Here is a 24,308-nt window from a genome sequence, read left to right as displayed (position 1 = left end):
TACGTAAAATAAAAAAACAGATCATGACCCAGAAATCAGGCATGATCTGTTTTTCAATTCATTTGCTTGTAACCTTACAATAAGCCTTGCATCGAGAATTACTGTACGTCAGTTGCAGGCTGCAGCCAACGCGAACCCATTACAGGCTCTGCTGTAGCAGTATAGCCTTCGGGCAGATAAGTGGAGACCGTCCCTTTGGTGATGACTTGTGGGTACATCATATCCGGATCGGGCAGGGTTATTTTGAAGTAGATCACTGCTTTGGTGGCACTCGTGAATTCGATACGCTCTACCGCCAGGCCGTAGCCGGGGTTAGGCAGATTATCGACGGTGATGGTGGCTTTATTGACGCCTTCAGCAGCTTTTTCAAGTACGACATCTGAAATGTAGTTATTAACCGGAACTGGTTCCGGTTCAGAAGGCTCAATGACTGTATCGTCTTGGTTGATCACCCGCGCTGCAAACTCAGCAGCATCATGAACCATAACAGCGGCCTCGGAGCGGGTGATGATATCGGCTGGGCGGAATTTTCCGTTGTCCAGCGTAATCACCTTCGTGTTCAGCAGAATCTGCAGGCTGTTCATGATTTCTGAAGAGAGGTGTCTGCCATCCGCAACATCTACATACATTTCGGTAACCGCAAAATCACCTTTACTCTGCAAGGCTTCAGTCAACAGATGAGCGAACTCTGCACGGGTCAAGGTTGCATTCGGATTGGCATTCTGTGCCAGAGTCAAACCGCTCTGCTTGGCGGTCAGGAATGAGGAGGCATACCAGGCATTATCTTTTACATTGTCAAAAAAACTGCTGGCCGTAGAAGAATTGCTGCCCGTATCTGTCTGTGGCTTCAGCGCCAGCCCTTTGACGAGAAATTGAACGCCTTGCGCCAGGGTCACTTTAGCGTTAGGGGCAAAAAGGTCGCTGGTTATACCGTTGATCACACCGGCGTCATGCAGCGCATTGATTTTGGTTTCGGCAGAATGTCCGTTCAGATCAGAAAAGGCAAAAGCGGATGCCCCAAACGACAAGCTGGCAGCCAGGATTCCGCACGCGATACTCATTTTTTTTGCGCGCTTCATTAGATTAGTTGTTCTCATTGTGCATCACCTCTACCTACTAAGATGGCTTTTAGGTGGGAAATGTTGCACCTGGCAAAGAAAATTTTTTCCACATGAATTATTTTCGGATTAAAACAGTGTTTGTTTTACGTTTAAAATAACTCGGATTTTGTCGGATCGCAGAGAAAGGTTTGTTTTCAAAAAAAATAGTAAATAATGAACATGTTTTTTTGAAATACATAAAGTTGGGAATGCGGCGAATGCATATGTCTTGAAGATTGATCTAATCTGATCCCGCTGTCGCATTCCGCGAGGAATTATTGATAAAAATTAGGTCTGATGACCTGTTGACGGAAGGATGGCGGAGAGTAACTGATGCATAGGAAAGGTTGTCCGCGAAGCAGAGGGCGGCAATGAGTTATGCAGTATTCTGCGAATTGATTTTTTTAATATAACGCTATGATATTTTTCCTTTTTTATCCTAATTAATACTATAAAATAGAAAACGAAACCCTTGGTGAAATTCGGTGTAGGTTGAAAAGAATGGGATTGGAGAGAAGCGCATGCGGGTTGCACTGGTTTGTTGTGCGGGTTCCACAGAGCCTTGTGAAGGGTGTAGGTTTCAGAATGTTCATTCTTTTTTTTCAAGGGTGTATGGTTGTAAAGTATTTCATTTCAAGGAGCTTGAGGCGCTGGTCGATATTGTTAAGGATGGCTTGAGGTTTGACGGCGTGGTGGTCAGTACCCCGGACTTTAACCTGGGCTTCATTCATACGATGCAATACCTGCAGCAGATGCTTAAGCTTAAAGTATTCCTTATTGTTGAGAAGATCAGCACTCAGGGCATTACCGTCCAGTTCCCTTCCAATCATATTTACATCGACAGCTCGGGAGGCCATGGCTTCCAGGAGGAATTATTCAGCCGTTTGCGCTGCTGGTTCGACGAAGAGCTGAGTGTGAATACGCACTGTACCAGACAAATCAAGGATATCGCGCTTAACCTTCACTCTAAATCCCTGAAAGTCGGAGAGGTTATCATTGAACTCACCAGTAAAGAATATGAATTGCTTGACCTGCTGCTGGAATGCCAGGGCCAGTACATCCCCACCGAGAAGATACTGCACCACCTGTGGGACAGCTATACATCCCCTGAAATTGTCAGGCAGTATGTATACAAGCTGAGGCACAAAATTGAAACGACAGCCGGCAGAAGCGACATCATTCACTTCCGCCGGGGAATCGGATATTCGGTTAGCTTTTAGATCTGACAGTTTTCTGTCAGGTCTTTTTTTTGATTTTTTTTGATAGGGAGCCTGTGCTGCCTTCGTGCTGCAGAATAACTGTAAATTAACGCAAGCTTAACAGCCGGGTTATGTCCCCCTCCAAAATTTAACGATACGATGTAATTAATACTATTAGGGAGGCATGTACAGTGACAACGATTCAGAACAGTATCTGGATTCAGGCAGACCGGAACACCGTATTTGACAGAACCAACGATATTGCGGGCTGGACGGATTTGTTCACGGAATATAAAGAAACGCGGGTGCTGGAGCAGGGGGAGTCCTACATCCGTTTTGAATTGACTACATTTCCCGAGCCAAATCGCCCGTCGCGCTCATGGACATCCGAAAGATGGTTAGACCGGCCTAATTTCCGGATTACCGCCAGACGTCTTGCGCCACTGCTGCCGTTCAAGCATATGAATCTGGAATGGCTCTATGAGGAGCAGGGCGAGGGCACGTACATGACCTGGATTCAGGAGTTTGAGGTTGATCCCGTAAGCGGCCTCACCGCAGAGCAGGTGGAAGCCCATCTGAACCGTACCACGAAGGAGCAGATGGAGGCGGTCAAGCTTAATATCGAGAAACCAAGGATTCGGAGCTGAGGCCTGGATGGAGAATGTGATGGGAAGAAGAGTGGTTATCACCGGAATGGGTCTGCTTACCCCGCTGGGGAATACGCCGGAGAATTTCTGGAAGAACAGCCTGCAGTGCAAGGTTGGATATGACAGCCTGCAGGGTTATGAGCATATGGCTTTGAAGAGCCGGGTCACCGGGAGAATACCGGATTTTGAGCATCTTGGCAGGACGGCCGATGAAGCAGCGAGGGAAGGCATGGGCCGGCCGGGAATTCTGGCAGTCAACGCCGCTGTAAGGGCTGTTGCCGATGCGCAGCTGGAGTTCACTAAGGAAATGCGGGAGCGTTCAGGGGTCTGCATCGCCAATGCGATTGCCGACACCCCATTCTCTGAGCAGACCTTTCTGCAGGTGACGGAGGGCGGCCAGGGGCCGATTGCCCAGGGGCTTAGACAGGATGATTTATACCGCAAAGGCATGTTCTCCTATATTGCCTTTGATGTGGCGCATGAGTTCGGGCTTCAGGGAGAAGCGCTGGTCATGTCAACGGGCTGCACAGGCGGTATTGATGCTGTCGGGTATGGATACGAATCTATCGCGGCAGGAGAACATGACATCATGATATGCGGTGCAGCGGAAGCGCCGATCAGCTCCATGACCATCGCTTCCTTTGATGCAATTGGAGCATTGACCTCAAAGTTCAACGATGATCCCAAGCGCGCCTCCAGACCCTTTGAGCGGAACCGGAGCGGATTCGTTCTCAGTGAGGGCTGTGCAGTGGTTGTAATGGAGGAACTGGAGCATGCACTGCGGCGGCAGGCCAGAATCTATGGTGAGGTCACCGGCTTCTCCAGCACGAACAATGCCTATCATATGACCGATTTGCCCCAGAACGGTGAGGCGCTCAGTCTGACGATGAACGAGGCGCTTGAGAATGCCGGCATTGAAGCGGGAGAGGTTCAATATATCAATGCGCATGGAAGCTCGACCCCGCAGAATGATGCTTTTGAGACCGCTGCCTACAAAAGAACCTTTGGCGAATTAGCCTATTCCATTCCGATCAGCTCCACGAAGTCGATGGTGGGTCATCCGCTCTCGGCAGCAAGCGCCATTGAGATCGTACATTGTCTGCTGGCTTTGAACGAAGGCTATATCCCGCCCACGGCGAATCTGGACGAGCCGGATCCGGCCTGCGATTTGAATTATGTGCCGGGGCAAGCCTTAAAGCGTGACCTGTACCATATTCTGACCAATGCAAGCGGCTTCTCCGGCATTCATTCCGCCATGATTCTGGCGAGGAGCGAGTTCTGTAATATGACGGGGAAGCTTCAGACTGAACAATGGATGTGCAGCCCATGAAGAATAAAGTATTCGTAACCGGAGTAGGTATGGTTGGGCCTTGCGGGAATACTGCCGGGGCCTTCTGGGACGGACTCCTGAGCGGCCGTAACTATATGACCCCACTCCAGCTTGAGGGTACGGTTGGAGAGGCGCCTCCCTTCGCCGGACAAGTCAGCGGGATGGAGCCGGAACAGGTCATCTCGAAGCGTCTGTTCAAGAAGTGCTCCCGGTTCTCTGTAATGTCGATCCTGGCAGCGAAGGATGCCATGGATGATGCCGGCTGGGATCTTGACACGATGAGCCGCGGGCGGATCGGCATCTTCGTCGGCAACAACTCGGGAGGATGGGAGAGTGCCAGGAATGGCTTGCGTGTTCTGCATAACGAAGGTGCCCCCTTCATTGATCCTAACCTCGCAAGCAATTGGTTTCCGGCCGCTGCACAGGGGCATATGTCCCTGGCCTTCGGCATTAAAGGCTACAGCAAGACGGTTATCGCAGACCGGAGCAGCGGACTGCTTGCCATTGCTTATGCGGCCAGAGCCATCCGCAGCGGAATCATTGATGCGGCCATCGTGGGCGGTGCTGAGACGCCGCTTGATCCGTGGGCGCTCTCCTTCTACAACTCGGAGGGGCTGCTGAACCTGAAGGCGGACAGCCCGGAGACTGCGTATCGTCCGTTTGTAGCGGCCCGGAGCGGAATAGCCCTGGCTGAGGGGGCGGCTTTCCTCTGCCTTGAATCTGAACGCAGCCTCCGGAAGCGTGAGTCAACCGGCCGGGTGAGAGCGAGTATCCAGGGCTTCGGATTCACGAATGACGGGCAGGAATCCGCCCCGCATCAGGAGAGTGTGGAGCAATATGCCAGGGCCATCCGGCTGGCCATCGGACATTCGGAGATCCAACCGGAGCAGATTGGCTATCTCTCACTGGATGGGGCGGCTTCCTCCCGTCAAGACGGGATTGAATGCGCGGCAATCCAAGAGGTATTCGGTGGCAGTGCATCGGACAAATGGGCGGGCTGTCCCAAGACATCCTTCGGCAACACGATTGGGGCTGCAGGCGCGTTCGATGTGGCACTAAGCGTGCTTGCCATGAATCACGGGCAGCTGCCCGGTCTTCCGTATTTAGCGGAATCGGCTCCGGACAACGACTTGAATTTCGTGGCGGGAAGCAGCCGCCGGGTATCTGTCGAGTCCTCACTTATTCTGTCCAGAGGGAGGGGCGGGGTCTCTTCGGCACTGGTTGTGAAGGGCGAAGGCTTGTGAACAACGAAGGTTATGGCTCATAAACTCAAGCGGGAGGGTGTATATAATGGTATTCGACCAGGTAAAGGCCATCATTGAGGATATCGGAATTGAGGAGGAGATTACGGAGGCGTCGCGTTTGTATGAAGATTTGGCTCTGGATTCGACAGAGCTGGCGCTTGTGTCTACAGGGCTGGCCAAGACCTTTGGCATCTTTATTGAAGGCAAGGCGCTCAGAGCTTATTCCGTGGGCCAGGTGATGGAAGCTATTGCCTTGAAGGCATGATCAGAGGGATCGGCACGGATATTATCAGCATTAGCTTTGTGGAGCAGATGATGGCGAAATGCGGTGATATCTTCATGCAGCAATATTTTTCGAAGGAAGAGAGAGAATTGTTCACTTGTAAAAAAAGACATGCCGCAGACTTCCTTGCGGGCAGATTTGCCGCCAAAGAAGCGCTGCTGAAGGCCATCGGAACCGGAATGAACTGTGAGCTGGGCTGGAATGAAATGGAGTTTCTCAACCATGCCAGCGGCCAGCCCTATCTGGTCCGCAGCAGCGCCCTTGAGCCTTATGTACAGCAGCAGGAGACGATTCACGTAAGCATTAGTCATCACGGTGATTATGCTGCTGCATTCATCATTATTGAGAGCAGTCAATGACTGTGAGGAGAGGACAATTGATATGAGCAACAACAAAATTTTCACACTCTTAGCCATTAATATTTTACTCGTCTTTTCGATTATGGTCAGTATCTTCCCCATCGCACCCCTGATCAGCAGCGATCTCGGCATGACCTCCGGTGAGATTGGAAGCATAGCGGGGATTGCCTCGCTGGTGATGACCTTTCTGTCGATTCCCTCCGGCGTGTTCGCGGACCGCTACGGGCGGAAGAAGATTATTATCGCTTCCCTGGCCCTGTCGGCAGTGGCCGTATTCATGGTAGCTGCATCCCACGGAGTCCTGCTGTTTACGGCGGGGTGGCTGCTGTTCGGCTTCGCCAGAGGTTTCGTGTCCACACCGATCTTCGCGGTGGTGATGGATGTGTGCAAGCCCGAGGAGCGGGGCAGAGCGATGGGCATTGTGTCCGGGGCGATTGGTGCCGGGTCGGTGCTGGGGTATGTGCTTAGCGGCCTGCTGAGCAATTATTTTGGCTGGCATACCTCCTTCGCGGTGTTGGCTTCACTCCTGCTGCTGTCCACGCTGGTTACCACGGTGCTGCTGAGGGAGACTGGGGTCAAGAATACAAGCAGAAGCATCGGGCAAGCCTTCAAAAGCTCCTTCAAATGGCTGGGCGTCCGTGAAATCCTGCTGGCGGGAATTGTAGGAACCCTGTGCTTCATGGTGGGTGTGTTTACGACCTTCCTGGTGCCGTTTGCTGCCAAGGAACAGGATATTTCCCTCGTGCTGCTCAGCCTGCTCTTCATTCCTTATGAAGCCGTAGCCTCGTTCGGGGCGGTATTCATTGGCTGGATCTCGGATAAGGTGGGTAGACATGCGCCCCTGATCTGGGCCCAGTCGATCTGTCTGGGAGCACTCGTGCTGCTGTATGCGCTTGACTTCAACCCCTGGCTGCTGACCTTCGGCTATGCGCTGATTGGACTTACAGAGGGGCCTATTATTACTCTGGTCAACACGATTATTACGGATAAGGTCATCAAGATCAATCCGATGGAAATGGGCGCGGCATTAGGGACCTTCCGAACCCTGCAGGGAGTCGGGATTGCGCTGGGGTCGACGCTTGGCGGCTTCTTCTACAGCAGGATCGGAACGCATCCCAGCTATCTGGTGGCAGCCGGAATGATGGTGCTTACGATTCTGATCTCGCTTGGCCTGGGCAAAAAGGAAGAATCGGGTGTATCTGAATATAAATCAGCCGGATAAAGGGGTGCGAGGATGAAGCAGGTGTACACAAGTACAGTGGTTCAATTTGAGGATGTGCCGGTGGTTCTTGCCAGGGGAGGACAGATGCGCGTGCTGGCGAGTCCGGCAACGGTCGGAGCCTCGCAGCTGATTATGGGTCATGTGATTCTCCGCGCCGGGGAAGAGATCAAGGAGCATCTCCATGATTACGGTGAAGAGACCGTATTTGTGGTCCGGGGACAAGGAACGGCGTTCATTGAAGATATTCCGCATTCCCTTCAGGAGCATTGCCTGTTCATTGCGAGGAAGGGTGAGCGGCACCGGGTGGTTAATGAGGGGCCGGGCGAAATGGAGCTGGTCTTCGCCACGGCACCGCTGGCCCCGAGTGCAGAGAAGGGCCACAGAGATGTATAGCTCCCGGGCAGCAGTAAGCAATTCCATACAATCCAAAGGGGTGAGAAGAGAAACGTGAAAAGCAATCTTGTTATTGTAGACACTCATGCCCATTTTGCCGTCAAGGAGAATAAAAGTCTGGAGCTCAGTCTGGCTGGCGCCGGAACCGTCCCCGATTACAAGAAGCAAAAAGGATTCGATGATTTGCAATATTTGAAGAAGATGGTTGGTGCTGCTCAAGAAGGATTCGTAGATGACAACAATCTGCTCGAGGATTACCTCTCCTGTATGGCCGAGAATCAAATTGCCATGAGCTGGGTCCATCAGCTCAGCTTTGAGGATGTATACGGCTATGAGGTGCTGTCCAATGAAAAAATCGCCGAGGCGGTCCGGGCACACCCTGACAAGCTGCGCGGATTCGCGAGTGTCAACCCCTATAAGGGGAAGGAAGCGCTGGCGGAGCTGGATTACGCGATTAACACGCTTGGAATGCAAGGCTTTAAGCTGAATCCTAATGATTATGGCGGCTTCGGCCTGAACGACCGGGAATTGCTCTATCCGCTGTATGAACGGTGCAGCGAGCTGGGAATTCCGGTAAGCGTGCATACCGGAATTACGCCAGGCAGTATTTTTCGGATGAAGCATAACTATCCGATTCTGCTTGATGATGTAGCTGTTGATTTTCCGGGGCTGACCCTGATTGTGGAGCATATGGGACATCCATGGAATGACCTGTGCTATTACATGGTGGGCAGGCACGAGAACATGTATGTGACCATCACTGCGGTAGCCAATATCCTTATTCATAACAATCCCAAGGTGTTCCGGATGGAGCTGGCCAAGATGATCTCGGTCTGCGGCAGCCACAAGATTCTCTGGGGATCGGATTGGACGGTAACGCCGAACATCGCCGAAGTGCTGAATTACATGCAGAAGGTGGCAATTCCCCTGCCCATGAAGCTGATGATGGGCGTGAAGGAGATCAAGAAGGAGGATGTCCAGAACATCCTGGGGCTGAACGCGCTGAGAATAATGAAGTAGGTGAGGGTATGAGATATCAATTCATTGATCTGAGTGTGCATATGGAGCAGAATCCGGGCGAGCTGGCTCCATATGGTTTCGAGCAGACCGGCCATCAGGAAGGGGCGGACCGCTTTGCACGCCAGTTCGACGGGAGCAGAAAAGACTTTCCGGATGAAGAATTCTTGAATATGGAGATGATCTCCGCTTCCACGCATACCGGGACACATTTTGATGCCCCCTTGCATTTCGGCTCTATGAGCGAAGGCAAGCCTGCAGCGTCTATAGATCAGGTGCCGCTGGAGTGGTGCTACTGTGACGGTGTGGTGCTGGATGTTACGCATAGGCAAGCGGGTGAAGCCATTGAGAAGCAGGATATCGAGCAGGCGCTGGCCAAGATCGGGTACGAGCTGAAGCCGCTGGATATTGTGCTGATCCGTACAGGTGCAGACCGTCATTGGGGCACGCCCCAATACCTTACGGATTATCCGGGCATGAGCAGAGAGGCCACGAAGCTGCTGACTGACCAAGGCATCCGGGTCATGGGCATTGACAGCTACGGGTTCGACCGTCCGTTCAAGAATATGATCGGCGATTATAAGCGAACCCGGGACAACGCCTATCTGTTTCCGGCCCATTTCTGGGGAAGAGAGCAGACTTATTGCCATATGGAGCGCCTGGCGAATCTGGAGCAGATTCCGGTCCCTTACGGGTTTAAGGTGGCCTGTTTTCCAATCAAGATCAGACAGGCGGGAGCGGCCTGGGTACGGGCAGTGGCCATTGTCGAAGAGCCTGCGGCAGAGTAAGTGAAATCTATCACCAAATATATGGAGGAGGCATTTCGAATGAATTATGAATTTGAACTCAAGGTAACGGGCGTTAAGGGGCATTGCCGGGCAGGGCATAAAGAAGGGGATATCATGAAGGTCTCTCCGCTGAACGCAGGCAATCTGTGCGGAACGGCATTCCATTCGGTCTTCCCGATGCTGCTCGCGCTGAATATGGATGCGAAGCTGCCGTGGGACCCTGAGGGTAATATTGTGCACTCGGCTTGTCCGGATCTGCGCAACCAGATGACGATGGAAATCCGCCGCATTCCGGTAGAGCCGTCTGAAGATTCACCGTACGCGGGACGAATGCTGCAATCCAAATGAAGGGGAGGCCGCTCCATATGAGCAGAGCGAAGCAGTATGTTGAATTATTCAAGGAAAGAGACTCCATTTGTGTCTCCCATTATCCTGTGCCGATCTCCCAGCACACCGAGTCTGAAGTGTGGTCGCTGATGGAGCTTGAGCAGGTGAATACCAAAGATACGCCGACAGCCTTGTATCTGCATATTCCCTTCTGTGATGCAACCTGCTCGTTCTGCCCGTTCAACCGTTATCTGAAGAAGCAGGAGCAGGTGGATGATTATTTGGCTGCTGTCCGGAAGGAGATTGACAAGTATGCGGCTACGCCTTTTGGAAGCAGCATTACGGTTTCCTCCATTAATCTGGGCGGCGGAACCCCCTCCTGCCTCTCCTCGGAAGAGCTGACGGGAATATTGCAGCACATGAAGCAGGCTTTTCACGTTGCGGAGGACGCCATGATCTTCATTGAGGGCAACCCCCGGAATTTCACGGCCGACAAGCTTGAAGACTTAGCCCTGCAGGGATTAAACCGGATCAGTGTGGGAGTGCAGACCTTTCAGGAAGAACTTGCCGGACTGCTGGGGTTATACCATAGTGTCGATGATTCCTTCGAGCTGGTGAAGAATGCCCGAAGCTGCGGAATTGACAATATCGGGATTGATCTGATGTACAATCTGCCCGGTCAGACGCTGGATCAATGGCGGGCTGATATCCTCACCTCCATTGAGCAGGAGATTGACCATATCTGTGTGATTTCGTTCTGTGTGGTGCCGCATACGCAGATCGCTTCGCGTATAGCGGAAGGGAAGATTCCGGGAATCGGTGATGTCTACAGAGAGATTGAGCTGTATACCATCGCCAAGGAGATGCTGCTTGAGGCAGGTTATCTCCAGTACAGTGTGATTGATTTCGCCAAGCCGGGCAAGACGGACCGGCACGCGACCTTATATTTCAGCGAGCAGTCGCATATGATCGGGATCGGTGCGGCCGCGTTCGGTATCATCAACGGCTACATGTATGTCAACAGCGGCAATCTGAATGAATATATGTCCCGCGTGCAGGATGGGCTGCTCCCTGTCAATTGCGGGGAGAAGGCCGATGAGCTGGAGCTGGCGCATGGGGCAATGGCCAAGGGCCTGCGGATGCTGTCAGTCAGCCGTGCGGATTTCGTACGGATGTTCCGGAAGGAGCCGGAGGAGCTGTTCCCGGATACGATTGAGCGTCTGGTTCAGGACGGTCTGCTGATTCAGGATGCCGAGGGGATCCGGCTGACCGACGACGGAATTATATGGGGCAACAATGTCAGCAAGCAATTTTTCTCCCCTAAGTATGCGGATTACGGGCTGCAGCACCGGATGAAGCTGGCCAAGGGGCGTCCGGTGCAATCGGTCAAATAATAAGGAGGCTATAGCAAATGAGCGATATGTTGATGAGAGTCAATCCGCAGGTAGGCGCCGCATTTGAAGGCATGTGCAAGGCGATTGAGGATACAGGGACGCTGGAGCCCAAGGTGCGGGAACTGGTCCGTTTGGCTTGTGTAGTGACTGACCGTTCTACCTACGGTATCCGGCTGCATGCACTGAAGGCTTATGAGCTGGGGGCGACCCCTGAGGAAGTGACGGAGACCGTGATGAATTGCCTGCCTGTAGCAGGCATTGAAGCTGTATCCTCCGGTCTGGCTGCGGCCATGACGGCAATGGAATCCAAGCGGGGTGTTCATCATGGCAGTTAAGACGTCCTATGAGCCATTCTACAATGTGTATCCCCATAGAGATCCGATCTGTGTGTCCCACTATCCGAATCCTGTGACCGAGATTGCTCCGGCCGACATTTATGGAGTGATGGGTCTGAACAGTCAGCCTCCGGCGGACAATGTCGGTGCAGTCTATGTGCATGTCCCATTCTGTGCGTCAGTCTGCATCTTCTGCCCCTTCAACAAAATGGCCTATCAGGAGAAGCAGGTAGAGCAGTATATGGAGGCCGTTAAGGCCGAAATCGGCATCTATGCCTCTTCCCCTTATGGTTCACAGTCCACGATCAGTGCAGTGACGTTCGGGGGCGGCACGCCTACGGCTCTGTCTGCCGAGCGGATGGTGGAGATGCTGAAGAGCGTACAGGAGCATTATCGGGTGCTACCGGATGCGCAAATCTCCTTTGAAGGAAGCCCCGCTACCTTAACGCTGGAGAAAATGCAGGCCATCCGTGCCCAAGGGGCGAACCGGATCAGCATAGGGGTGCAGACCTTCAACGACAAGATGGGGCGGCATCTCCGGATGAGCCATGATTCGCAGCGGGCCTTCGAGGTGCTGAACGAGGCGAAGGAAGCGGGCTTTGAGAATATCGGGATTGATCTGATGTACAATCTGCCCGAGCAGACCATGGAGGAGTGGCTGGAGGATGTCCGGACGGCCGTGCGGCTCGGAATCGATCATATCACTGTGTTCTCCCTGTGTGTCGTGCCGTTTACTGCGCTGTTCAAAATGATTAAGGAAGGCACGATTCCGCCTACCGGGGACGTTAATCTGGAAGTGGATATGTATCTGGAGGCCAAGCGGCTGCTGCAGGAAGAGGGATATGTTCAATATAGTGTGTGGGATTTTGCCAAGCCGGGCTTCGAAGACCGGCATGTCCTGCTGTACTATACACAACAGAAGGATCTGTTCGCGCACGGTCCGGCCGCCTTCGGTTATGTCAACAAGCTGATGTACATCAATCAGGGTGACATTCAGGAGTACAGCAACCGTCTTGAGCAGCAGTTCCTGTCCGTCTTCATCGCCAGTAAAGCCGATGATCTGGAGGCGATGCATGGAATGATGGCCAAGGGCCTGCGCATGCTGTCGGTGAAGCGGAAGGATTTTGCCGGCATGTTCGGGTATCAGCCGGAAGAAGTCTTCGGTCCGACTATCGATGACCTGGTATCCAAAGGCCTGCTTGAAACGGATGAGCATGAGATTCGCCTGTCTGCCAAAGGCATTGTCTGGGGCAATAATGTATGCAAGGAATTCTTCTCGGAAGCGAACCAGCAGACGTTCGAGAGCCGTGTGAAGCTGGCACGCGGACAAAAACCGGCCGAGGTTAAAGGGGAGGTTCTGAAGTGATGAAGCTGTCTGTCGGTACCAATTTTGATGACCGGTTACCATTATTGCTGAAGGATTCGCATGTGGATGTCTTCTACGGGAAGTTATCCTCTGATCTGGTGGGCGGCGGCCGGCCAACGTTTGCGCTGCCAACCATAGACCGGACAAGGGTGGAGGAGCATGTGAAGCTCCTTCATGCCTACGGGTTCAAGTTCAATTACCTGCTGAATGCCACTTGTCTGGATAATCTGGAGACGACCAAGGAATTTCATTACCGCCTGCGCGAGCTGCTGGAATGGATCGGTACGCTTCAGCCGGAATATGTCACTGTGTCCCTCCCCATGCTGGTTGATATGGTGCGTACAGCATTGCCCGACGTCAAGATCAGCTTGTCTACCTTTGCCAACGTCAACACGCTTAGACAAGCGCATTACTTTGAAGAACGGGGCGTCAGCGAGATTACCCTGCCCGAGAGCCGGAACCGTGATTTTGCCTTTCTGGAGAGCCTGCGCAAGAGTACCAGCTGCGACTATCAGCTCATTGCGACCAATGACTGCCTGCTGGATTGCCCGATGCGCCAGAACCATGCGAACTTTCAGAGCCATGCCTCGCAGTGCAATCATGTGACCGACGGCTTTGCGCTGGATTATTACATGCTGCGCTGTACGGAGCGTAAGCTCCAGCATCCCGAGGAGCTGCTGAAATCGCAATGGATTCGCCCGGAAGATATGCATATCTATGAGGAACTGGGCTATCACAAATTCAAGCTGACCGAGCGGATGAAGACTACGGAGAAGATTGCGGATACGGCGCTGGCCTATTCCGGGCGGAGTTATCAGGGCAATCTGCTCAGTCTGCTCAACTCTCGGATGGCGGAGGCCGATTTCGAAATGCCCAATTTCTCCAAGAACATTAAGGAGGATTTCGCACCTTCCGAAAAAATGAGACAGGTCTACAGCCTGCTGTTCAGCTTCCAGGCGAACATTGACAATGAGAGTCTGGAGGGCTTCCTGGAGGGCTTCCGTGCCAAGCGGTGTGACCGGATGGACTGTGACAAATGCGGATACTGTGCCGAATGGGCCAGCCGGACTGTTCAAGTGGCGAAGCCGGGGGGAGCTGTTCTCCAGGAGTTTGAGCAGCTGTTTGCAGCGCTGGCTTCAGGTACCTTCTTCGAATCGGCCGCCGGAGCGCCGGTGACCTGGACGGCGGAGAGCCAGAGCCTCTATGAGGGGGTTGTGGGACGGAAGCCCGAGTTCATCCGCGACATGGCGAGCACCGAGATCCGGAAGAAAGCCGAGGAGCTTGCCGCAGCAAACGGAACAGGTCTGGTATCCAGATATGAGGTGGCCAAAGCCAATGTGCTGTGTACCCCGGCTGATTTCCGGATGTTTGCACTCATGGACCTGAGGGCGCTTGGATTTGATACGGCTGAGCTGGATGCGGAGGAGGCTGTGGGATGAAGAAGATGATCGGGCTCGCCGGGTCCATGAAGAAGCATCACAGCTCCAGTGAATATCTGTTGTCCGTCGCGCTCGAAGCAGCGGAGGAGCAGGGGGTGGAGACGGAGCTGCTGCGGCTGAATGATTACAATATTCTTCCTTGTGAGGGCTGCGGCAACTGCATGAACGGCAAGCCCTGCCATCTGCTGAAGAAGCCGGAGGATCAGTTGACAGAACTGTACGACAAGCTGAAGGAAGCGGATGGTTTTATCTTCTCCTCCCCGGTCTATGCGCTCTCGCTTCCGGCAGTCTGGAAGAATTGGATCGACCGCTGCGAGCCGTGCTCCGCCGAGGATCTGGATTTTGAGCACTATAATTATGACCGGGTGGCGGGGGTAAAGGGCAAAGCGTTCAAGGGAAAGGTCGCCGGGCAGATTGTCGTCGCAGCGGGGCCGGGGCATGAATGGGCGCTGGCCTCTCTGATGCCTTGCTTCACGGCGATCAAGCTGTCCATGATCGCCAGCGCAGGCATCAGCCTGATTGAATACGACGGCCAGCCGGGCATCCGTAAACGCTCCTGGAGCAAACCGATTGAAGAAGCGGAATCCGCCAAAATGATGGCCCGGGCCGTCGGGCTGCGGGTCGCGTCGGCTCTGGGATTCTCCTACTTTGACAGCCCGGCGGAGCAGGGGCAGGTGCGCTGGGAACAGCAGCAGGAGCGCGCGGAGCAGGCCGATGACTGGTCTGCCTTCACCGTTCAGAACATCAGGGATGAGGAGGTCAGGCTCGGTGCGCTGGCGGAGAAGCAGCCGCGGATCTTCGTCATTGGGGATCAGCAGGCCAGCAGCCGCTGCGGCCCGCTGCTGGAGCAGCTGGAGCAGCAATTCGGCGGCAAAGCGGCCTGTGCGCTGATTGCAAGAGTGGGGCAATTGCCCCACTTCATTACCCATGAATTTGTGAAGGAGAAGACGGGGCAGGCGGTTCCCGGCTTCGAGCTGTATTATGACTGGGAAGACGCGCTGGCCTCACGGTGCTCCGTAGCGCCCGGCGTGCCGGCCATTCTGGTGGGGCGGACCAGGGAGGAGTGGCAGCTGTTTGCAGTCGATGGGACGCAGGGCCGGGAGATCGGCCGGGTCGTTGACTATCTGGAGGAAGCCATCGTATGAGCCGGTAGGCGGACAAGATCAAGGGAGGAAAGTCACAAATGTTGAAGACAAAGGGCATACCTTTATTTTACAGGTGTCAAGGCACCGGCGAGGCCGTATTGTGTCTGCACGGCAACCGGGACTCTTCGCTCGTCTTCCGGGAATTGGCCCAGGCGCTGCAGCCTCATTATCAGGTGCTGTCTGCTGATCTGCGGGGGCATGGCCAGTCGGATTACTCCGGTCCGCCGTTCACTCTTGAGGACATGGTTGATGATATCGTCAGGTTGCTGGACGAGCAGGGTCTGAAACAGGTCTCCATTGTGGGGCATTCTCTGGGGAGCACGCTTGCGCTGCTGCTGTCTGCACGTGATCCGGGCAGGGTGAAGAAGCTGGTGCTCATGGGGGCAGCCGCCACCTTTCAGGTTCCGTTCAAGCGGCCGGGCCACGGCGAGGAGATCACGCCGGATACAGTGAAGCAGACGAATGCAGCTGCGGTTCCGTATTTTTTCACAGCAGAGCATGAAGAGGTTCAGCATTTGATTCTGGAGGGATGGTCGAAGCTGCCCGCCGCGACCCACCGGCTGATGATCCAGATTAAGCATCCCGATCTCCGGCCGATCCTTCAGGATATCCGCCAGAGAACCCTGATTATAACCGGCCAAGAGGACCGGATCACGCCACTGCCCAAGGCCTTGGAGCTGAACCGGTACTTGCCTGACTCCCGGATGCTGGCGGTTCCGGGCACCGGACACTTTATGTTTCTTGAGGAGAGCGAAACCGTAGCCAGTGCAATGCTCACTTTCCTCAAGGAGGAGTAGTATGGGCAGAGTGCTGCTAATATCGGCGAATACGGAGAAGCGGCCGCCCGTTTTTCCCCTTGGTCTCAGCTATATTCATGCCAGTCTTGTAGCTTCCGGCTATGAAGCAGGCATGCTGGATATGACCCAGCTGGACTATACCCGGGAGGCTGTTACCTCTTACCTGGATGCCTATGCACCGGATTACATCGGCGTGTCGATCCGTAATCTGGATAATTGCTGCATGCAGTATCCCCGGAGTTTCGTGGAGCAGGTCTGCATCCTGGTGGATTGGGTCCGGCAATGGAGCCATGCGGCTATTGTCATTCTGGGGGGAGCGGGCTTCTCGCTCCTTCCCAGGCAGTGGCTGCAGGAGACGGGGGCCGATTACGGGATTGTAGGCGATGGCTGTGACAGTATGGTTGAACTCTTATCCCATCTGGAGAAGGGAGAGGAGCCATCCACTGTAAGCGGGCTGATGTTCTGCACAAAGAACGGGGAATGGAAATACTTGACGCCGGAGGCGCCTGAACAGCTGGACCACCCTTATTTTCCGAGCCGCAGCGGATTTCTGCATAGCTATGATGTGGAGCGCAAGGTGCGCCATAATGTATTGACCAAGAGAGGCTGTGCGCTGAGCTGCACCTACTGTGCCTATCCGTCGCTGGAGGGCAGGGCAGTCCGCCTGCGGTCGCCGCAGGGAATTGCAGACGAGATTGAGCAGATGGTGCTGCAGCATGATATCGGTTCTTTTGATTTCGTGGACAGTGTGTTCAACTATCCCTTGGAGCATGCTGAGGATATTTGCCGGGAGCTGATCGGGCGTGCGGTTCCTGTGTCCTGGGGCTGCTTCCTGAATCCCAGGTTCTTCACTGCAGACTTTGCCGGGCTGCTTAAGCAGGCAGGGTGTACGGAAGTGGAGTTTGGCATTGATTCAGGCAGCGATATCTGCCTGCGGTCGTTCAAGAAGAACTTCCGCCAGACCGAAATCCGGGCTGTCGTGCAGCTCTGTCAGGAACAGGATTTATCCTTCAGCTTTTGCCTGCTTATCGGCGGGCCGGAGGAAACCCCCGAGACCTTAAGGGAGACGCTGGATCTTATGGAGGAATTGAAGGTTCAGCGCATCTTCGGCTTGTTTGGCATCCGCATTCTGCCGTCAACAGATATGTACAGGTACGTTGGTTCCCCGGAGCCGGATGATCTGCTCCATCCGAAGTTCTTCATGTCCCCCCAGCTAAATCTGGAGCAGGCGAGCAGCATATGCCGTCCGTACCGGGAGCGGAATCCGGATTGGATGTTTATTTAAAATAGGGAGACAGGGTGGAGCGTAATCATGAGAATACTGGTAGTGTCTACGAATACCCTGAAGAAGCCGATGCCGGTTCTTCCGGTTGGGGCGGGGATGGTCTACTCGGCTCTGACGGCTGCCGGTTTCGAGACCCGTTTTCTGGATATGGCCTTTATGGCTGAACCGTTTGAGGCACTCCGGGATGAGCTGCGGGTGTTTGAACCGGAGCTGATCTGCCTGTCTGTGCGCAACATCGACAATCAGGTGATTCAGCAGCCGGAGAGCTATCTGCCTTTTATAAGAGAAGTAATGAAGGTATGCCGTACATGCAGCTCAGCCAAGGTTCTGCTTGGAGGAGCCGCGATGCTTGTAATGCCGGAAGAGCTGGTGGAAGAGCTGGGGGCGGATTACGGGATTAAGGGAAGCGGTGAGACGGAGGCTGTCCGGCTGGCCCATGAACTTGAACGGGGGCAGGCCGCAGGCAGAGACAAGGTAGTTACTGCGGTTCCTGCCTATCATCCGGTGTACAGCCGCATTCCCGCCAAGACGCTGTTCTCCCCGCAGTATTTTATCCCGAACCCCCGCATCAAAAAAGCCTCCATGGGCTATCAGGCCTCCAGAGGCTGCAGCAGGCACTGTATCTATTGCTCAGAGGGCTATAAGAATTCCGGCGGCTGCCGGATTCCTGCGGAACAATTCATGGAAGACATGAAGATCCTGCAGGCAGACTATCAAGTGAACAGTATCACTTTTGTAGACGGCGTCTTCAATCATGATGTGGAAGAGACGATGGAGTTCTGCGGGCTGATCGGCCGCACAAGCACTTCACTGGACTGGAGCTGTGCCCTGACCCCGGCCAATATTACAGAGGAACTGGTCCGCTTGCTGAAGAGAAGCGGTTGCCGCTTTGTGGATATCGGGGCAGATTCAGGTTCTGAGCGGATGCTCAGGCGGATGGGCAAGCAATTCCACCCGGAGCAGCTGCTGGAGCTGGGACGCCTCCTGGAGCAGTATCAGATCCCATATTCGGTATCGCTGCTGTTCGGCGGGCCGGGAGAGCATGAGGAGACCATGGCAGAGACCGTACAACTGGTTAACCAATTGAATCCCGTCTATATTCTGGCCAGTCAAGGGATTCGTATTTATCCTCATACAGCACTGTACCATATCGCCCTTAAGGAGCAAGTTGTCCAGAAGAATGATAACTTGCTGGTTCCCGCGTTCTATCAGTCCAAGGATTACAGTGACGCCCTTCTTACCAAGGTCTTGGCAGCATCGCGCCACATCTATAAGGATATGCTTATGAATTCAATTGGAGGAAGGACTTGATCGAATGAACAAGCCTGTATACCCGTTCCGGGAGATAGGGATCGGCCACTATCCCATGGGCAATTCTCCGGTTACCCCGGAGGACAGCAAACGTCTGCCGTCCATGATGAACTTGAATCATGCCGCTCCAAGCTCTAAACTTGTATATGTACATATTCCGTTCTGTGACTCCATCTGCCCGTTCTGCCCGTATCCCAAGGCGTTCAATGAGCAGACAGCCCGCCAGGAATATTTGACCGCGCTGTTCCGCGAACTGGAGATGTACGGTTCGGCGCCGCAGATCCGCAACTGCTCCGTGGAGGCGCTTTATATTGGCGGAGGAACTCCAAGCGTTCTGGACGAGGAAGAGATCATGGCGCTCTTTGAGCAGCTGCAGGCCACACTCCCCATGCACAGTATTGAAGAAATCACGTTTGAGGGGAATCCCGCCTCATTTACCGCTGCCAAGCTGAAGCTGCTCTTTGCTCTTGGCGTCAACCGAATCAGTCTGGGCGTTCAGACCTTCAATGATGAGCTGGGGAGACGCCTCGGACTGCTTCAGACCAGCGAGGATTCACTGCGGACCATTCAGCAGTCCCGGGAGGCCGGAATATCCAATGTCAGCCTGGATCTGATGTACAATCTGCCGGGTCAGAGCATGGAGGAATGGCTGGAGGATCTGGAGAAGGTGGTGGAGCTTGGAATCGGTCATGTCACGTTATTCCCGCTGAAGATCATTCCCGGCTTCGGCCTCGCCAAACGCATTGCCAGCGGCGAGCTTCCGGCCTGCGGTGATCTTGCACTGGAGCAGCAGATGTATTACGAGGCTTGCCGTTATCTGGAGTCGCAAGGCTACGCGGTCGAATCCACCTATGATTTCGTGCAGCCGGGAGGACATCATATTTACAGCCGTAAGCATTTTGACGATCATCTGGACCTGCTCTCTGTCGGACTGGGGGCATTCGGCGAAGTGGGCGGCTATGCTTATCAGAATGTGAAGCTGCTTCCGGAGTATGTGAAAAAAATTACATCAGGAGAGCTGCCAGTTTCCTTAGGCTACCAGGTGACGCCGGAGGATCTGCCCAACCAGTTCCTGGCGATGGGCTTGCGCCGCACTGCGATTGACCGCCAACTGTTCCGCCGTAAATTTGGCACCTTCCCGGAGGAACATTTTCCTGAGCTGTTCGATAAGTTTGTAAAGGCAGGCTTGGTGGAGATTCGTGAGGAGACTATTGCTCTAACACGTTTTGAAGGATTGTTCTGGGGCAACAATGTATGTAAGGAGTTTTGCGAGGAACATATCAAAATTGCTTTTCCAAAATGATGGAGGGGTACTATGAACAGCAAAGTGACCAAGAACGTTTTCTATGAGGATCTTCAGGACGCCGGGAAATTCAAGCAGCTTGAGAAGCGGTTGCTCGGCGAGTCGAATCTGCCGGGTCCGCGGGCCAATCTGGGGGCGGCCTCCTCATTCGCAGATGCCTTCGGGTCGGATTGGGTAACCGGCGATGCCTGGGAGCTGCTTGCCGAATGGAGCAGCAGAGCGGAGGCGGATGCGCCGACGGATGATCCCCGTGAGTTCCTGCCTTTCTGTGCGCTGCAGGCGATGGGGACCTATTACCGCTATGCAGATTCTTCGAGGCAGCAGATCATTCTGGAGCGTTGTCAAGCAGCCATGAATGATTCCCGCTGGCGGATGCGTGAAGCGGCAGCGATGGCGCTGCAGCGAATCGGAGAACAGGACTTTGGAGCGCTCCGAAGCTTGTTCGATGCGATGATGGGCAAGGCCAGTGCGCTGGAGAAGCGGGCTTTCGTAGCGACGCTGGCCCACCCGCCTATGCTGAAGGATGCTGCCCATGTCTTGTATGCTCTGGAGCTGTCGGAGTACATCCTGGATGAGATTGCTGAGGGGAAGACCCGCTATGGTACGGAAGATTTCCGCGTCCTGTCCAAAGGTCTGGAATATGCACTCAGCGTATTCGTCGAGCGTGCCCCTGAGGCAGGCTTCCGGATGCTGGCCAAATTCGCTGTGACCGAAGATAAACGGATGCAAAAAATCGTGAAATCCAACCTCGGCAAAGCCAGACTGGCCAAAAAATATAGCCAGGATGTGGAGCGTATCCAGCTGCTGATGAATGCCTGAGGACGCTGATCAATAAGCCGAGACACCACAAACAGCCGGACCTTACGCGATGCGCGGGTTGGGCTGTTTGTGATTGGGAATTCAATGAAATAGTTGTCTGAAAAACTATACAGGCTTCATAACTAGCTCCGGTCGCTTGCAGATTAAAAGCAATAGAGTAAGATAGGATCTAAGAGCTGGTGCGAATGCCAAGCTCCCACGAAATCCCCGGGTCCTTCGCACCTCAGAATTTGTCGAAACTATAAGGAATAGACAGCAAGTAGCCCATGCCGCGATTTCCCTCACTATATGTAGACGCATTAACCCCCAAAAAAATCAGTACATATCCCGTAAGTGAGTATCGTACCCGGGGCAAATCATGTTAAAATAATAGAAATGTGTTGATCAAATCTACATGCAGCGGGTGAATGGATTGAGATTAAGAGATTTCATGGGCCCCTCGGATACTTCCGCACAGCGGCAGGCCAAGTGGATCAAGCGTTTTTTGCGTACCTATTGGCTCGTAATTGCTTTGCATTTTGCTGCGCAGCTCTGGGCTTTTTTATTTCTTTCATATCCCATGGGGCCGCATGAATTTTATTATGATGTCCTGCTGTATCCGACGCTGCTGATGAGCGGGGTTGTCGGTTTGACCCAGTTCGTCGATGCGATTGCGCCAAAATATTCCTTTGTCCTGCTGTTTGTGTCCGGGACCATTATTGCCATGATGATTATCCATCTCAATATGGATATCCGGATTATCGGGGCGCTGATGCTGCTGCCGATTTTCGCGTCGGCGATCTTTTTCCGGCTGGATCTGACCTTATTTACGTCTGCCCTGCAGGCGGCTGCGTTCTTCATTCTCTACCGCTGGGATTACTGGTTCAAATATTATCTGAATGATTTCGATCTGATTGCCATTCCGCTATTTCTGCTGGTGGGCACGCTGGTAGCCAGCATTATTATTATTAACGGGCGGGAGCTGGCGAGTGATCTGGAAGCGACACTGACGGCCAAGCAGAATCTGATGATCGAGAACGCGGTGATCCGCAAGCTGTCCACTACGGATGCGCTGACCGGCCTGTACAATCATATCTCCTTCCACGAGTTCTACGACAAAGCGCTGGAGTACGGGAATCAAGGTGCGCCGTTTCATCTGGCTTTGATTGATATTGACAATTTCAAGCGGATTAACGATAAATACGGCCACCGTACCGGTGATGCAGTGCTGGCGCGGGTCGCCAAGGTGATTAAAGATAATATCACTCCAACGGATATTGCCTCACGTTATGGGGGCGAGGAATTTGCGATTCTTTTTTTTGAGAAGACCTATGAAGAAGCCTACGAGCTGGCAGACAGGGGACGTCAGCAACTGTCGGAGACTCTACATGAAGAGTTGGAGAATACTGCAGTGACCGTCAGTATCGGACTCAAAAGCTACTCCGAAGGAGCCACCAAAGAACAGTTGTTTGAGGAAGTGGATGAACTGCTCTATACTGCCAAAAAATCCGGCAAAAACACAACATTGACTCCGCTTCAGCAGACCCGGCATTTGCAGTCTGTCTAAATGCTAGTCCGGCAGATTTCCTTCATCCTCCGCAGCCTTCTTGCGCGCCCGGAACCGTCTGACCTTCATCAGGTTCCCGCAGAGCTTGTCGTCGCAGTAGCGCTTCGAGCGGTTGCGGGTATCGTCGTAATAGACCCAGAGACAATCGGGATTTCCGCAAATCCGGAAACGTGAGGCTTCCTTCTCCAGTAGTGCTTCGGCAAACGAAGCCGCTATCTCCGCCATAATCTGCTCCCAGTCTGCACGCTGGGGAAGCAATGAAATCCCGGCTTCGCCGCCGGTACCCCAGACTACTTTCCGCAGAACAGGCCCGTTACCCATATATTGATTCAGCTGTTCCAGCAGAGCGCTTTCCGTAGGTTGTCCCTGCACCAGCCGTTGTACCTCGTCCCATAATAATCCGCGCAGCTGCTTCAGCCGCTCCAGTTCTACCGGCAGAATCGGTCCTGCCGCAGGTAATTTCTGTGCCGCCAGCCATTCTGCCAGCCACTCCGGTTCATCCAGCCTATCCCGGTCCTTGCTCCGGTCGCCTGTCCGCCAATTCCGCCAGTAGCTGTTAATGAAATCCTCCCACAGCAAGCTGCATCTTTCCTTTCACCACGATGTTTCCTTTGATTGTAACAGTTAAAAATAAGTTTTGCTAGTTACTTGAAGCGCTCCGGCAAATATGCTACATTTCTAATGTAACCTTCATTCAGGTTGTTTAACCGTTACGGAATTCGGATTTTCTAAGCTCTGTAATCAGGGAGCGAATGCTCCGAGAAACGAAGCCGATGCTTTCGAAGCCTGCTTTACTGCGAAGAAACTCGAGGTGCATAGGCTCCGCAAAACTTTTTTAGGAGGGTGAAATATGCAAAATAAGATTAGCGATGTTCTGGTGGAGAACTGGGATTATGTGATGGATGTTGAGGATTGGCAGCCGCCGCTTAAAGACGCGCTTGAAGGGGTGACTAGTGAACAGGCAAGCTGGAAGCCGGAGGGGGCAGCGGGCAATTCAATCTGGGAGACCGTCAATCATCTGACTTATTATAAGGAACGTCTGCTGCGCAAGCTTAAGGGCCTGGAGAAATTGCCTGACTTAGAGAGCAATGATGCTACGTTTACGGTAACGGAGAGCGGGGAAGAGGCGTGGAACCAGGCAGTTGCCAAGCTGAAGTCCGTTCATGCCTCTTTGCGGGAGATTATTGTGGCCCTGGAGGAAGGCGCTTATGAATGGGGCGGCTCCGGACATGCACCGGGCGAAGAAGTAATGAGTCTGATTCTGCATGATTCTTATCATACCGGACAGATCGTACTGGTCCGCAAGCTGCAGGGCTCCTGGCCGGGCCAACGCAGTTTTGACTAAAAGCTGATTTCCAGCAGAAACGGACGCTGTCCCTCAGGGCGGCGCCCGTTTCTTTTTGTTTCAGTCCGAAAAACCCGGGTTAATGGATGACATACAGCTAACGAACCGAGAGGAGAGATTGAAGATGGAACCGAATACCAAGGACAGAAGCGTTGAAGTAGAACGGACAGAGGTGCATAAGAAATCGGATTCCAGTCTCGTCGCATCCACCTTTATTAAATACGCCGCGTATATCATCATCATTTTTGGACTGTTGTTCTTCCTGGTGAAATATGTATTCCCGATGTTCTAAGCAACAGAATCCGGCCCGGATA

The 24,308-nt window shown here is 53.4% G+C and carries 26 protein-coding genes; 24 read left to right on the top strand and 2 right to left on the bottom strand.

The window, feature by feature from the left end:
* Positions 1 to 98: 98 nt before the first annotated feature.
* On the bottom strand, positions 99 to 1,097 hold the full coding sequence (locus tag NSQ73_RS26420) for an S-layer homology domain-containing protein (RefSeq protein WP_340988842.1): 999 nt from the start codon (positions 1,095 to 1,097) through the stop codon (positions 99 to 101).
* A 611-nt stretch (positions 1,098 to 1,708) separates the two neighbouring features.
* Here NSQ73_RS26420 and NSQ73_RS26415 point away from each other — a divergent pair.
* The 22 genes from NSQ73_RS26415 to NSQ73_RS26310 all read left to right on the top strand — a co-directional run bounded on the left by NSQ73_RS26415 (position 1,709) and on the right by NSQ73_RS26310 (position 22,649).
* Entirely contained in the window at positions 1,709 to 2,320 is a 612-nt protein-coding gene (locus tag NSQ73_RS26415) for a winged helix-turn-helix domain-containing protein (protein ID WP_157763983.1), read from the top strand.
* A 170-nt stretch (positions 2,321 to 2,490) separates the two neighbouring features.
* On the top strand, positions 2,491 to 2,946 hold the full coding sequence (locus tag NSQ73_RS26410) for an SRPBCC family protein (protein ID WP_340988838.1): 456 nt from the start codon (positions 2,491 to 2,493) through the stop codon (positions 2,944 to 2,946).
* 7 nt (positions 2,947 to 2,953) lie between these two features.
* Positions 2,954 to 4,276: a beta-ketoacyl-[acyl-carrier-protein] synthase family protein gene (locus NSQ73_RS26405; protein ID WP_340988837.1), complete on the top strand. Its 1,323-nt coding sequence runs from the start codon at positions 2,954 to 2,956 to the stop codon at positions 4,274 to 4,276.
* A complete protein-coding gene (locus NSQ73_RS26400) occupies positions 4,273 to 5,520 on the top strand; it encodes a beta-ketoacyl-[acyl-carrier-protein] synthase family protein (protein WP_340988835.1) in 1,248 nt (415 codons plus the stop codon). Before NSQ73_RS26405 ends, NSQ73_RS26400 begins: the two co-directional genes overlap by 4 nt.
* Positions 5,521 to 5,566: 46 nt before the next feature.
* The gene (locus NSQ73_RS26395; protein ID WP_171717786.1) at positions 5,567 to 5,785 is read left to right on the top strand and encodes an acyl carrier protein; all 219 of its coding nucleotides are present in this window, start codon (positions 5,567 to 5,569) and stop codon (positions 5,783 to 5,785) included.
* Complete coding sequence (gene acpS / locus NSQ73_RS26390; RefSeq protein ID WP_340988833.1) at positions 5,782 to 6,162, top strand: holo-ACP synthase; 381 nt, start codon at positions 5,782 to 5,784, stop codon at positions 6,160 to 6,162. Before NSQ73_RS26395 ends, acpS begins: the two co-directional genes overlap by 4 nt.
* A gap of 22 nt (positions 6,163 to 6,184) precedes the next feature.
* Positions 6,185 to 7,384, top strand: coding sequence for an MFS transporter (locus NSQ73_RS26385; protein ID WP_171717788.1), 1,200 nt, complete (start codon positions 6,185 to 6,187; stop codon positions 7,382 to 7,384).
* A gap of 12 nt (positions 7,385 to 7,396) precedes the next feature.
* Positions 7,397 to 7,777 carry a cupin domain-containing protein gene (locus tag NSQ73_RS26380; protein ID WP_171717789.1) on the top strand — a complete coding sequence of 127 codons (381 nt, stop codon included), beginning with the start codon at positions 7,397 to 7,399 and terminating at the stop codon, positions 7,775 to 7,777.
* 54 nt (positions 7,778 to 7,831) lie between these two features.
* Positions 7,832 to 8,797, top strand: a complete 966-nt coding sequence (locus NSQ73_RS26375) for an amidohydrolase family protein (RefSeq protein ID WP_171717790.1) — start codon at positions 7,832 to 7,834, stop codon at positions 8,795 to 8,797.
* A gap of 8 nt (positions 8,798 to 8,805) precedes the next feature.
* Entirely contained in the window at positions 8,806 to 9,582 is a 777-nt protein-coding gene (locus NSQ73_RS26370; RefSeq protein WP_340988829.1) for a cyclase family protein, read from the top strand.
* Between the two features lie 39 nt (positions 9,583 to 9,621).
* Complete coding sequence (locus NSQ73_RS26365; RefSeq protein WP_042210959.1) at positions 9,622 to 9,930, top strand: TIGR04076 family protein; 309 nt, start codon at positions 9,622 to 9,624, stop codon at positions 9,928 to 9,930.
* Between the two features lie 17 nt (positions 9,931 to 9,947).
* The gene (gene hemW, locus NSQ73_RS26360) at positions 9,948 to 11,303 is read left to right on the top strand and encodes a radical SAM family heme chaperone HemW (RefSeq protein ID WP_340988827.1); all 1,356 of its coding nucleotides are present in this window, start codon (positions 9,948 to 9,950) and stop codon (positions 11,301 to 11,303) included.
* A 17-nt stretch (positions 11,304 to 11,320) separates the two neighbouring features.
* Positions 11,321 to 11,638, top strand: a complete 318-nt coding sequence (locus NSQ73_RS26355; RefSeq protein ID WP_340988826.1) for a carboxymuconolactone decarboxylase family protein — start codon at positions 11,321 to 11,323, stop codon at positions 11,636 to 11,638.
* Positions 11,628 to 13,004, top strand: coding sequence for a radical SAM family heme chaperone HemW (gene hemW / locus NSQ73_RS26350; protein WP_340988824.1), 1,377 nt, complete (start codon positions 11,628 to 11,630; stop codon positions 13,002 to 13,004). The genes NSQ73_RS26355 and hemW (NSQ73_RS26350) overlap by 11 nt, the downstream gene beginning before the upstream one ends.
* Positions 13,004 to 14,443: a U32 family peptidase gene (locus NSQ73_RS26345; protein ID WP_246354340.1), complete on the top strand. Its 1,440-nt coding sequence runs from the start codon at positions 13,004 to 13,006 to the stop codon at positions 14,441 to 14,443. The genes hemW (NSQ73_RS26350) and NSQ73_RS26345 overlap by 1 nt, the downstream gene beginning before the upstream one ends.
* Complete coding sequence (locus NSQ73_RS26340) at positions 14,440 to 15,588, top strand: flavodoxin family protein (protein ID WP_340988822.1); 1,149 nt, start codon at positions 14,440 to 14,442, stop codon at positions 15,586 to 15,588. The genes NSQ73_RS26345 and NSQ73_RS26340 overlap by 4 nt, the downstream gene beginning before the upstream one ends.
* Before the next feature lie 38 nt (positions 15,589 to 15,626).
* Positions 15,627 to 16,385 (top strand): alpha/beta fold hydrolase, encoded by a 759-nt coding sequence (locus tag NSQ73_RS26335; RefSeq protein ID WP_340988820.1) that lies wholly within the window; start codon positions 15,627 to 15,629, stop codon positions 16,383 to 16,385.
* Position 16,386: 1 nt separating this feature from the next.
* The gene (locus NSQ73_RS26330; RefSeq protein WP_340988818.1) at positions 16,387 to 17,670 is read left to right on the top strand and encodes a B12-binding domain-containing radical SAM protein; all 1,284 of its coding nucleotides are present in this window, start codon (positions 16,387 to 16,389) and stop codon (positions 17,668 to 17,670) included.
* A 27-nt stretch (positions 17,671 to 17,697) separates the two neighbouring features.
* Positions 17,698 to 18,981, top strand: a complete 1,284-nt coding sequence (locus NSQ73_RS26325; RefSeq protein ID WP_340988816.1) for a B12-binding domain-containing radical SAM protein — start codon at positions 17,698 to 17,700, stop codon at positions 18,979 to 18,981.
* 4 nt (positions 18,982 to 18,985) lie between these two features.
* A complete protein-coding gene (hemW, locus tag NSQ73_RS26320) occupies positions 18,986 to 20,284 on the top strand; it encodes a radical SAM family heme chaperone HemW (protein ID WP_340988815.1) in 1,299 nt (432 codons plus the stop codon).
* A 12-nt stretch (positions 20,285 to 20,296) separates the two neighbouring features.
* Positions 20,297 to 21,103 (top strand): hypothetical protein, encoded by an 807-nt coding sequence (locus NSQ73_RS26315; RefSeq protein WP_340988814.1) that lies wholly within the window; start codon positions 20,297 to 20,299, stop codon positions 21,101 to 21,103.
* A gap of 412 nt (positions 21,104 to 21,515) precedes the next feature.
* Complete coding sequence (locus NSQ73_RS26310) at positions 21,516 to 22,649, top strand: GGDEF domain-containing protein (protein WP_340988812.1); 1,134 nt, start codon at positions 21,516 to 21,518, stop codon at positions 22,647 to 22,649.
* Positions 22,650 to 22,652: 3 nt separating this feature from the next.
* On the opposite strand, the gene NSQ73_RS26305 is transcribed toward NSQ73_RS26310, so the two are convergent.
* The gene (locus NSQ73_RS26305) at positions 22,653 to 23,228 is read right to left on the bottom strand and encodes a CGNR zinc finger domain-containing protein (protein WP_076242345.1); all 576 of its coding nucleotides are present in this window, start codon (positions 23,226 to 23,228) and stop codon (positions 22,653 to 22,655) included.
* 271 nt (positions 23,229 to 23,499) lie between these two features.
* Here NSQ73_RS26305 and NSQ73_RS26300 point away from each other — a divergent pair, with 271 nt between their 5' ends.
* On the top strand, positions 23,500 to 23,994 hold the full coding sequence (locus tag NSQ73_RS26300; protein WP_039296306.1) for a DinB family protein: 495 nt from the start codon (positions 23,500 to 23,502) through the stop codon (positions 23,992 to 23,994).
* Between the two features lie 124 nt (positions 23,995 to 24,118).
* Positions 24,119 to 24,286, top strand: coding sequence for a hypothetical protein (locus NSQ73_RS26295; RefSeq protein ID WP_179093398.1), 168 nt, complete (start codon positions 24,119 to 24,121; stop codon positions 24,284 to 24,286).
* The last annotated feature ends 22 nt before the right edge of the window (positions 24,287 to 24,308 follow it).

The sequence above is a fragment of the Paenibacillus sp. FSL R10-2736 genome (assembly GCF_038000245.1).
GTDB classification, from domain to species: Bacteria; Bacillota; Bacilli; order Paenibacillales; family Paenibacillaceae; genus Paenibacillus_AQ; species Paenibacillus_AQ phytohabitans.
This window is presented reverse-complemented; position numbering and strand designations above follow the sequence as displayed.

Excerpts from the sequence above, each read along its gene's own strand:
- NSQ73_RS26345 (WP_246354340.1), top strand. The coding sequence starts at position 13,004 with ATGAAGCTGTCTGTCGGTACCAATTTTGATGACCGGTTACCATTATTG.
- NSQ73_RS26400 (WP_340988835.1), top strand. The coding sequence starts at position 4,273 with ATGAAGAATAAAGTATTCGTAACCGGAGTAGGTATGGTTGGGCCTTGC.
- NSQ73_RS26330 (WP_340988818.1), top strand. The coding sequence starts at position 16,387 with ATGGGCAGAGTGCTGCTAATATCGGCGAATACGGAGAAGCGGCCGCCC.
- hemW (WP_340988824.1), top strand. The coding sequence starts at position 11,628 with ATGGCAGTTAAGACGTCCTATGAGCCATTCTACAATGTGTATCCCCAT.
- NSQ73_RS26325 (WP_340988816.1), top strand. The coding sequence starts at position 17,698 with ATGAGAATACTGGTAGTGTCTACGAATACCCTGAAGAAGCCGATGCCG.
- NSQ73_RS26300 (WP_039296306.1), top strand. The coding sequence starts at position 23,500 with ATGCAAAATAAGATTAGCGATGTTCTGGTGGAGAACTGGGATTATGTG.
- NSQ73_RS26340 (WP_340988822.1), top strand. The coding sequence starts at position 14,440 with ATGAAGAAGATGATCGGGCTCGCCGGGTCCATGAAGAAGCATCACAGC.
- NSQ73_RS26365 (WP_042210959.1), top strand. The coding sequence starts at position 9,622 with ATGAATTATGAATTTGAACTCAAGGTAACGGGCGTTAAGGGGCATTGC.
- NSQ73_RS26295 (WP_179093398.1), top strand. The coding sequence starts at position 24,119 with ATGGAACCGAATACCAAGGACAGAAGCGTTGAAGTAGAACGGACAGAG.
- hemW (WP_340988827.1), top strand. The coding sequence starts at position 9,948 with ATGAGCAGAGCGAAGCAGTATGTTGAATTATTCAAGGAAAGAGACTCC.
- NSQ73_RS26395 (WP_171717786.1), top strand. The coding sequence starts at position 5,567 with ATGGTATTCGACCAGGTAAAGGCCATCATTGAGGATATCGGAATTGAG.
- NSQ73_RS26380 (WP_171717789.1), top strand. The coding sequence starts at position 7,397 with ATGAAGCAGGTGTACACAAGTACAGTGGTTCAATTTGAGGATGTGCCG.
- NSQ73_RS26405 (WP_340988837.1), top strand. The coding sequence starts at position 2,954 with ATGGAGAATGTGATGGGAAGAAGAGTGGTTATCACCGGAATGGGTCTG.
- NSQ73_RS26385 (WP_171717788.1), top strand. The coding sequence starts at position 6,185 with ATGAGCAACAACAAAATTTTCACACTCTTAGCCATTAATATTTTACTC.
- NSQ73_RS26370 (WP_340988829.1), top strand. The coding sequence starts at position 8,806 with ATGAGATATCAATTCATTGATCTGAGTGTGCATATGGAGCAGAATCCG.
- hemW (WP_340988815.1), top strand. The coding sequence starts at position 18,986 with ATGAACAAGCCTGTATACCCGTTCCGGGAGATAGGGATCGGCCACTAT.
- acpS (WP_340988833.1), top strand. The coding sequence starts at position 5,782 with ATGATCAGAGGGATCGGCACGGATATTATCAGCATTAGCTTTGTGGAG.
- NSQ73_RS26355 (WP_340988826.1), top strand. The coding sequence starts at position 11,321 with ATGAGCGATATGTTGATGAGAGTCAATCCGCAGGTAGGCGCCGCATTT.
- NSQ73_RS26335 (WP_340988820.1), top strand. The coding sequence starts at position 15,627 with ATGTTGAAGACAAAGGGCATACCTTTATTTTACAGGTGTCAAGGCACC.
- NSQ73_RS26420 (WP_340988842.1), bottom strand. The coding sequence starts at position 1,097 with ATGAGAACAACTAATCTAATGAAGCGCGCAAAAAAAATGAGTATCGCG.
- NSQ73_RS26315 (WP_340988814.1), top strand. The coding sequence starts at position 20,297 with ATGAACAGCAAAGTGACCAAGAACGTTTTCTATGAGGATCTTCAGGAC.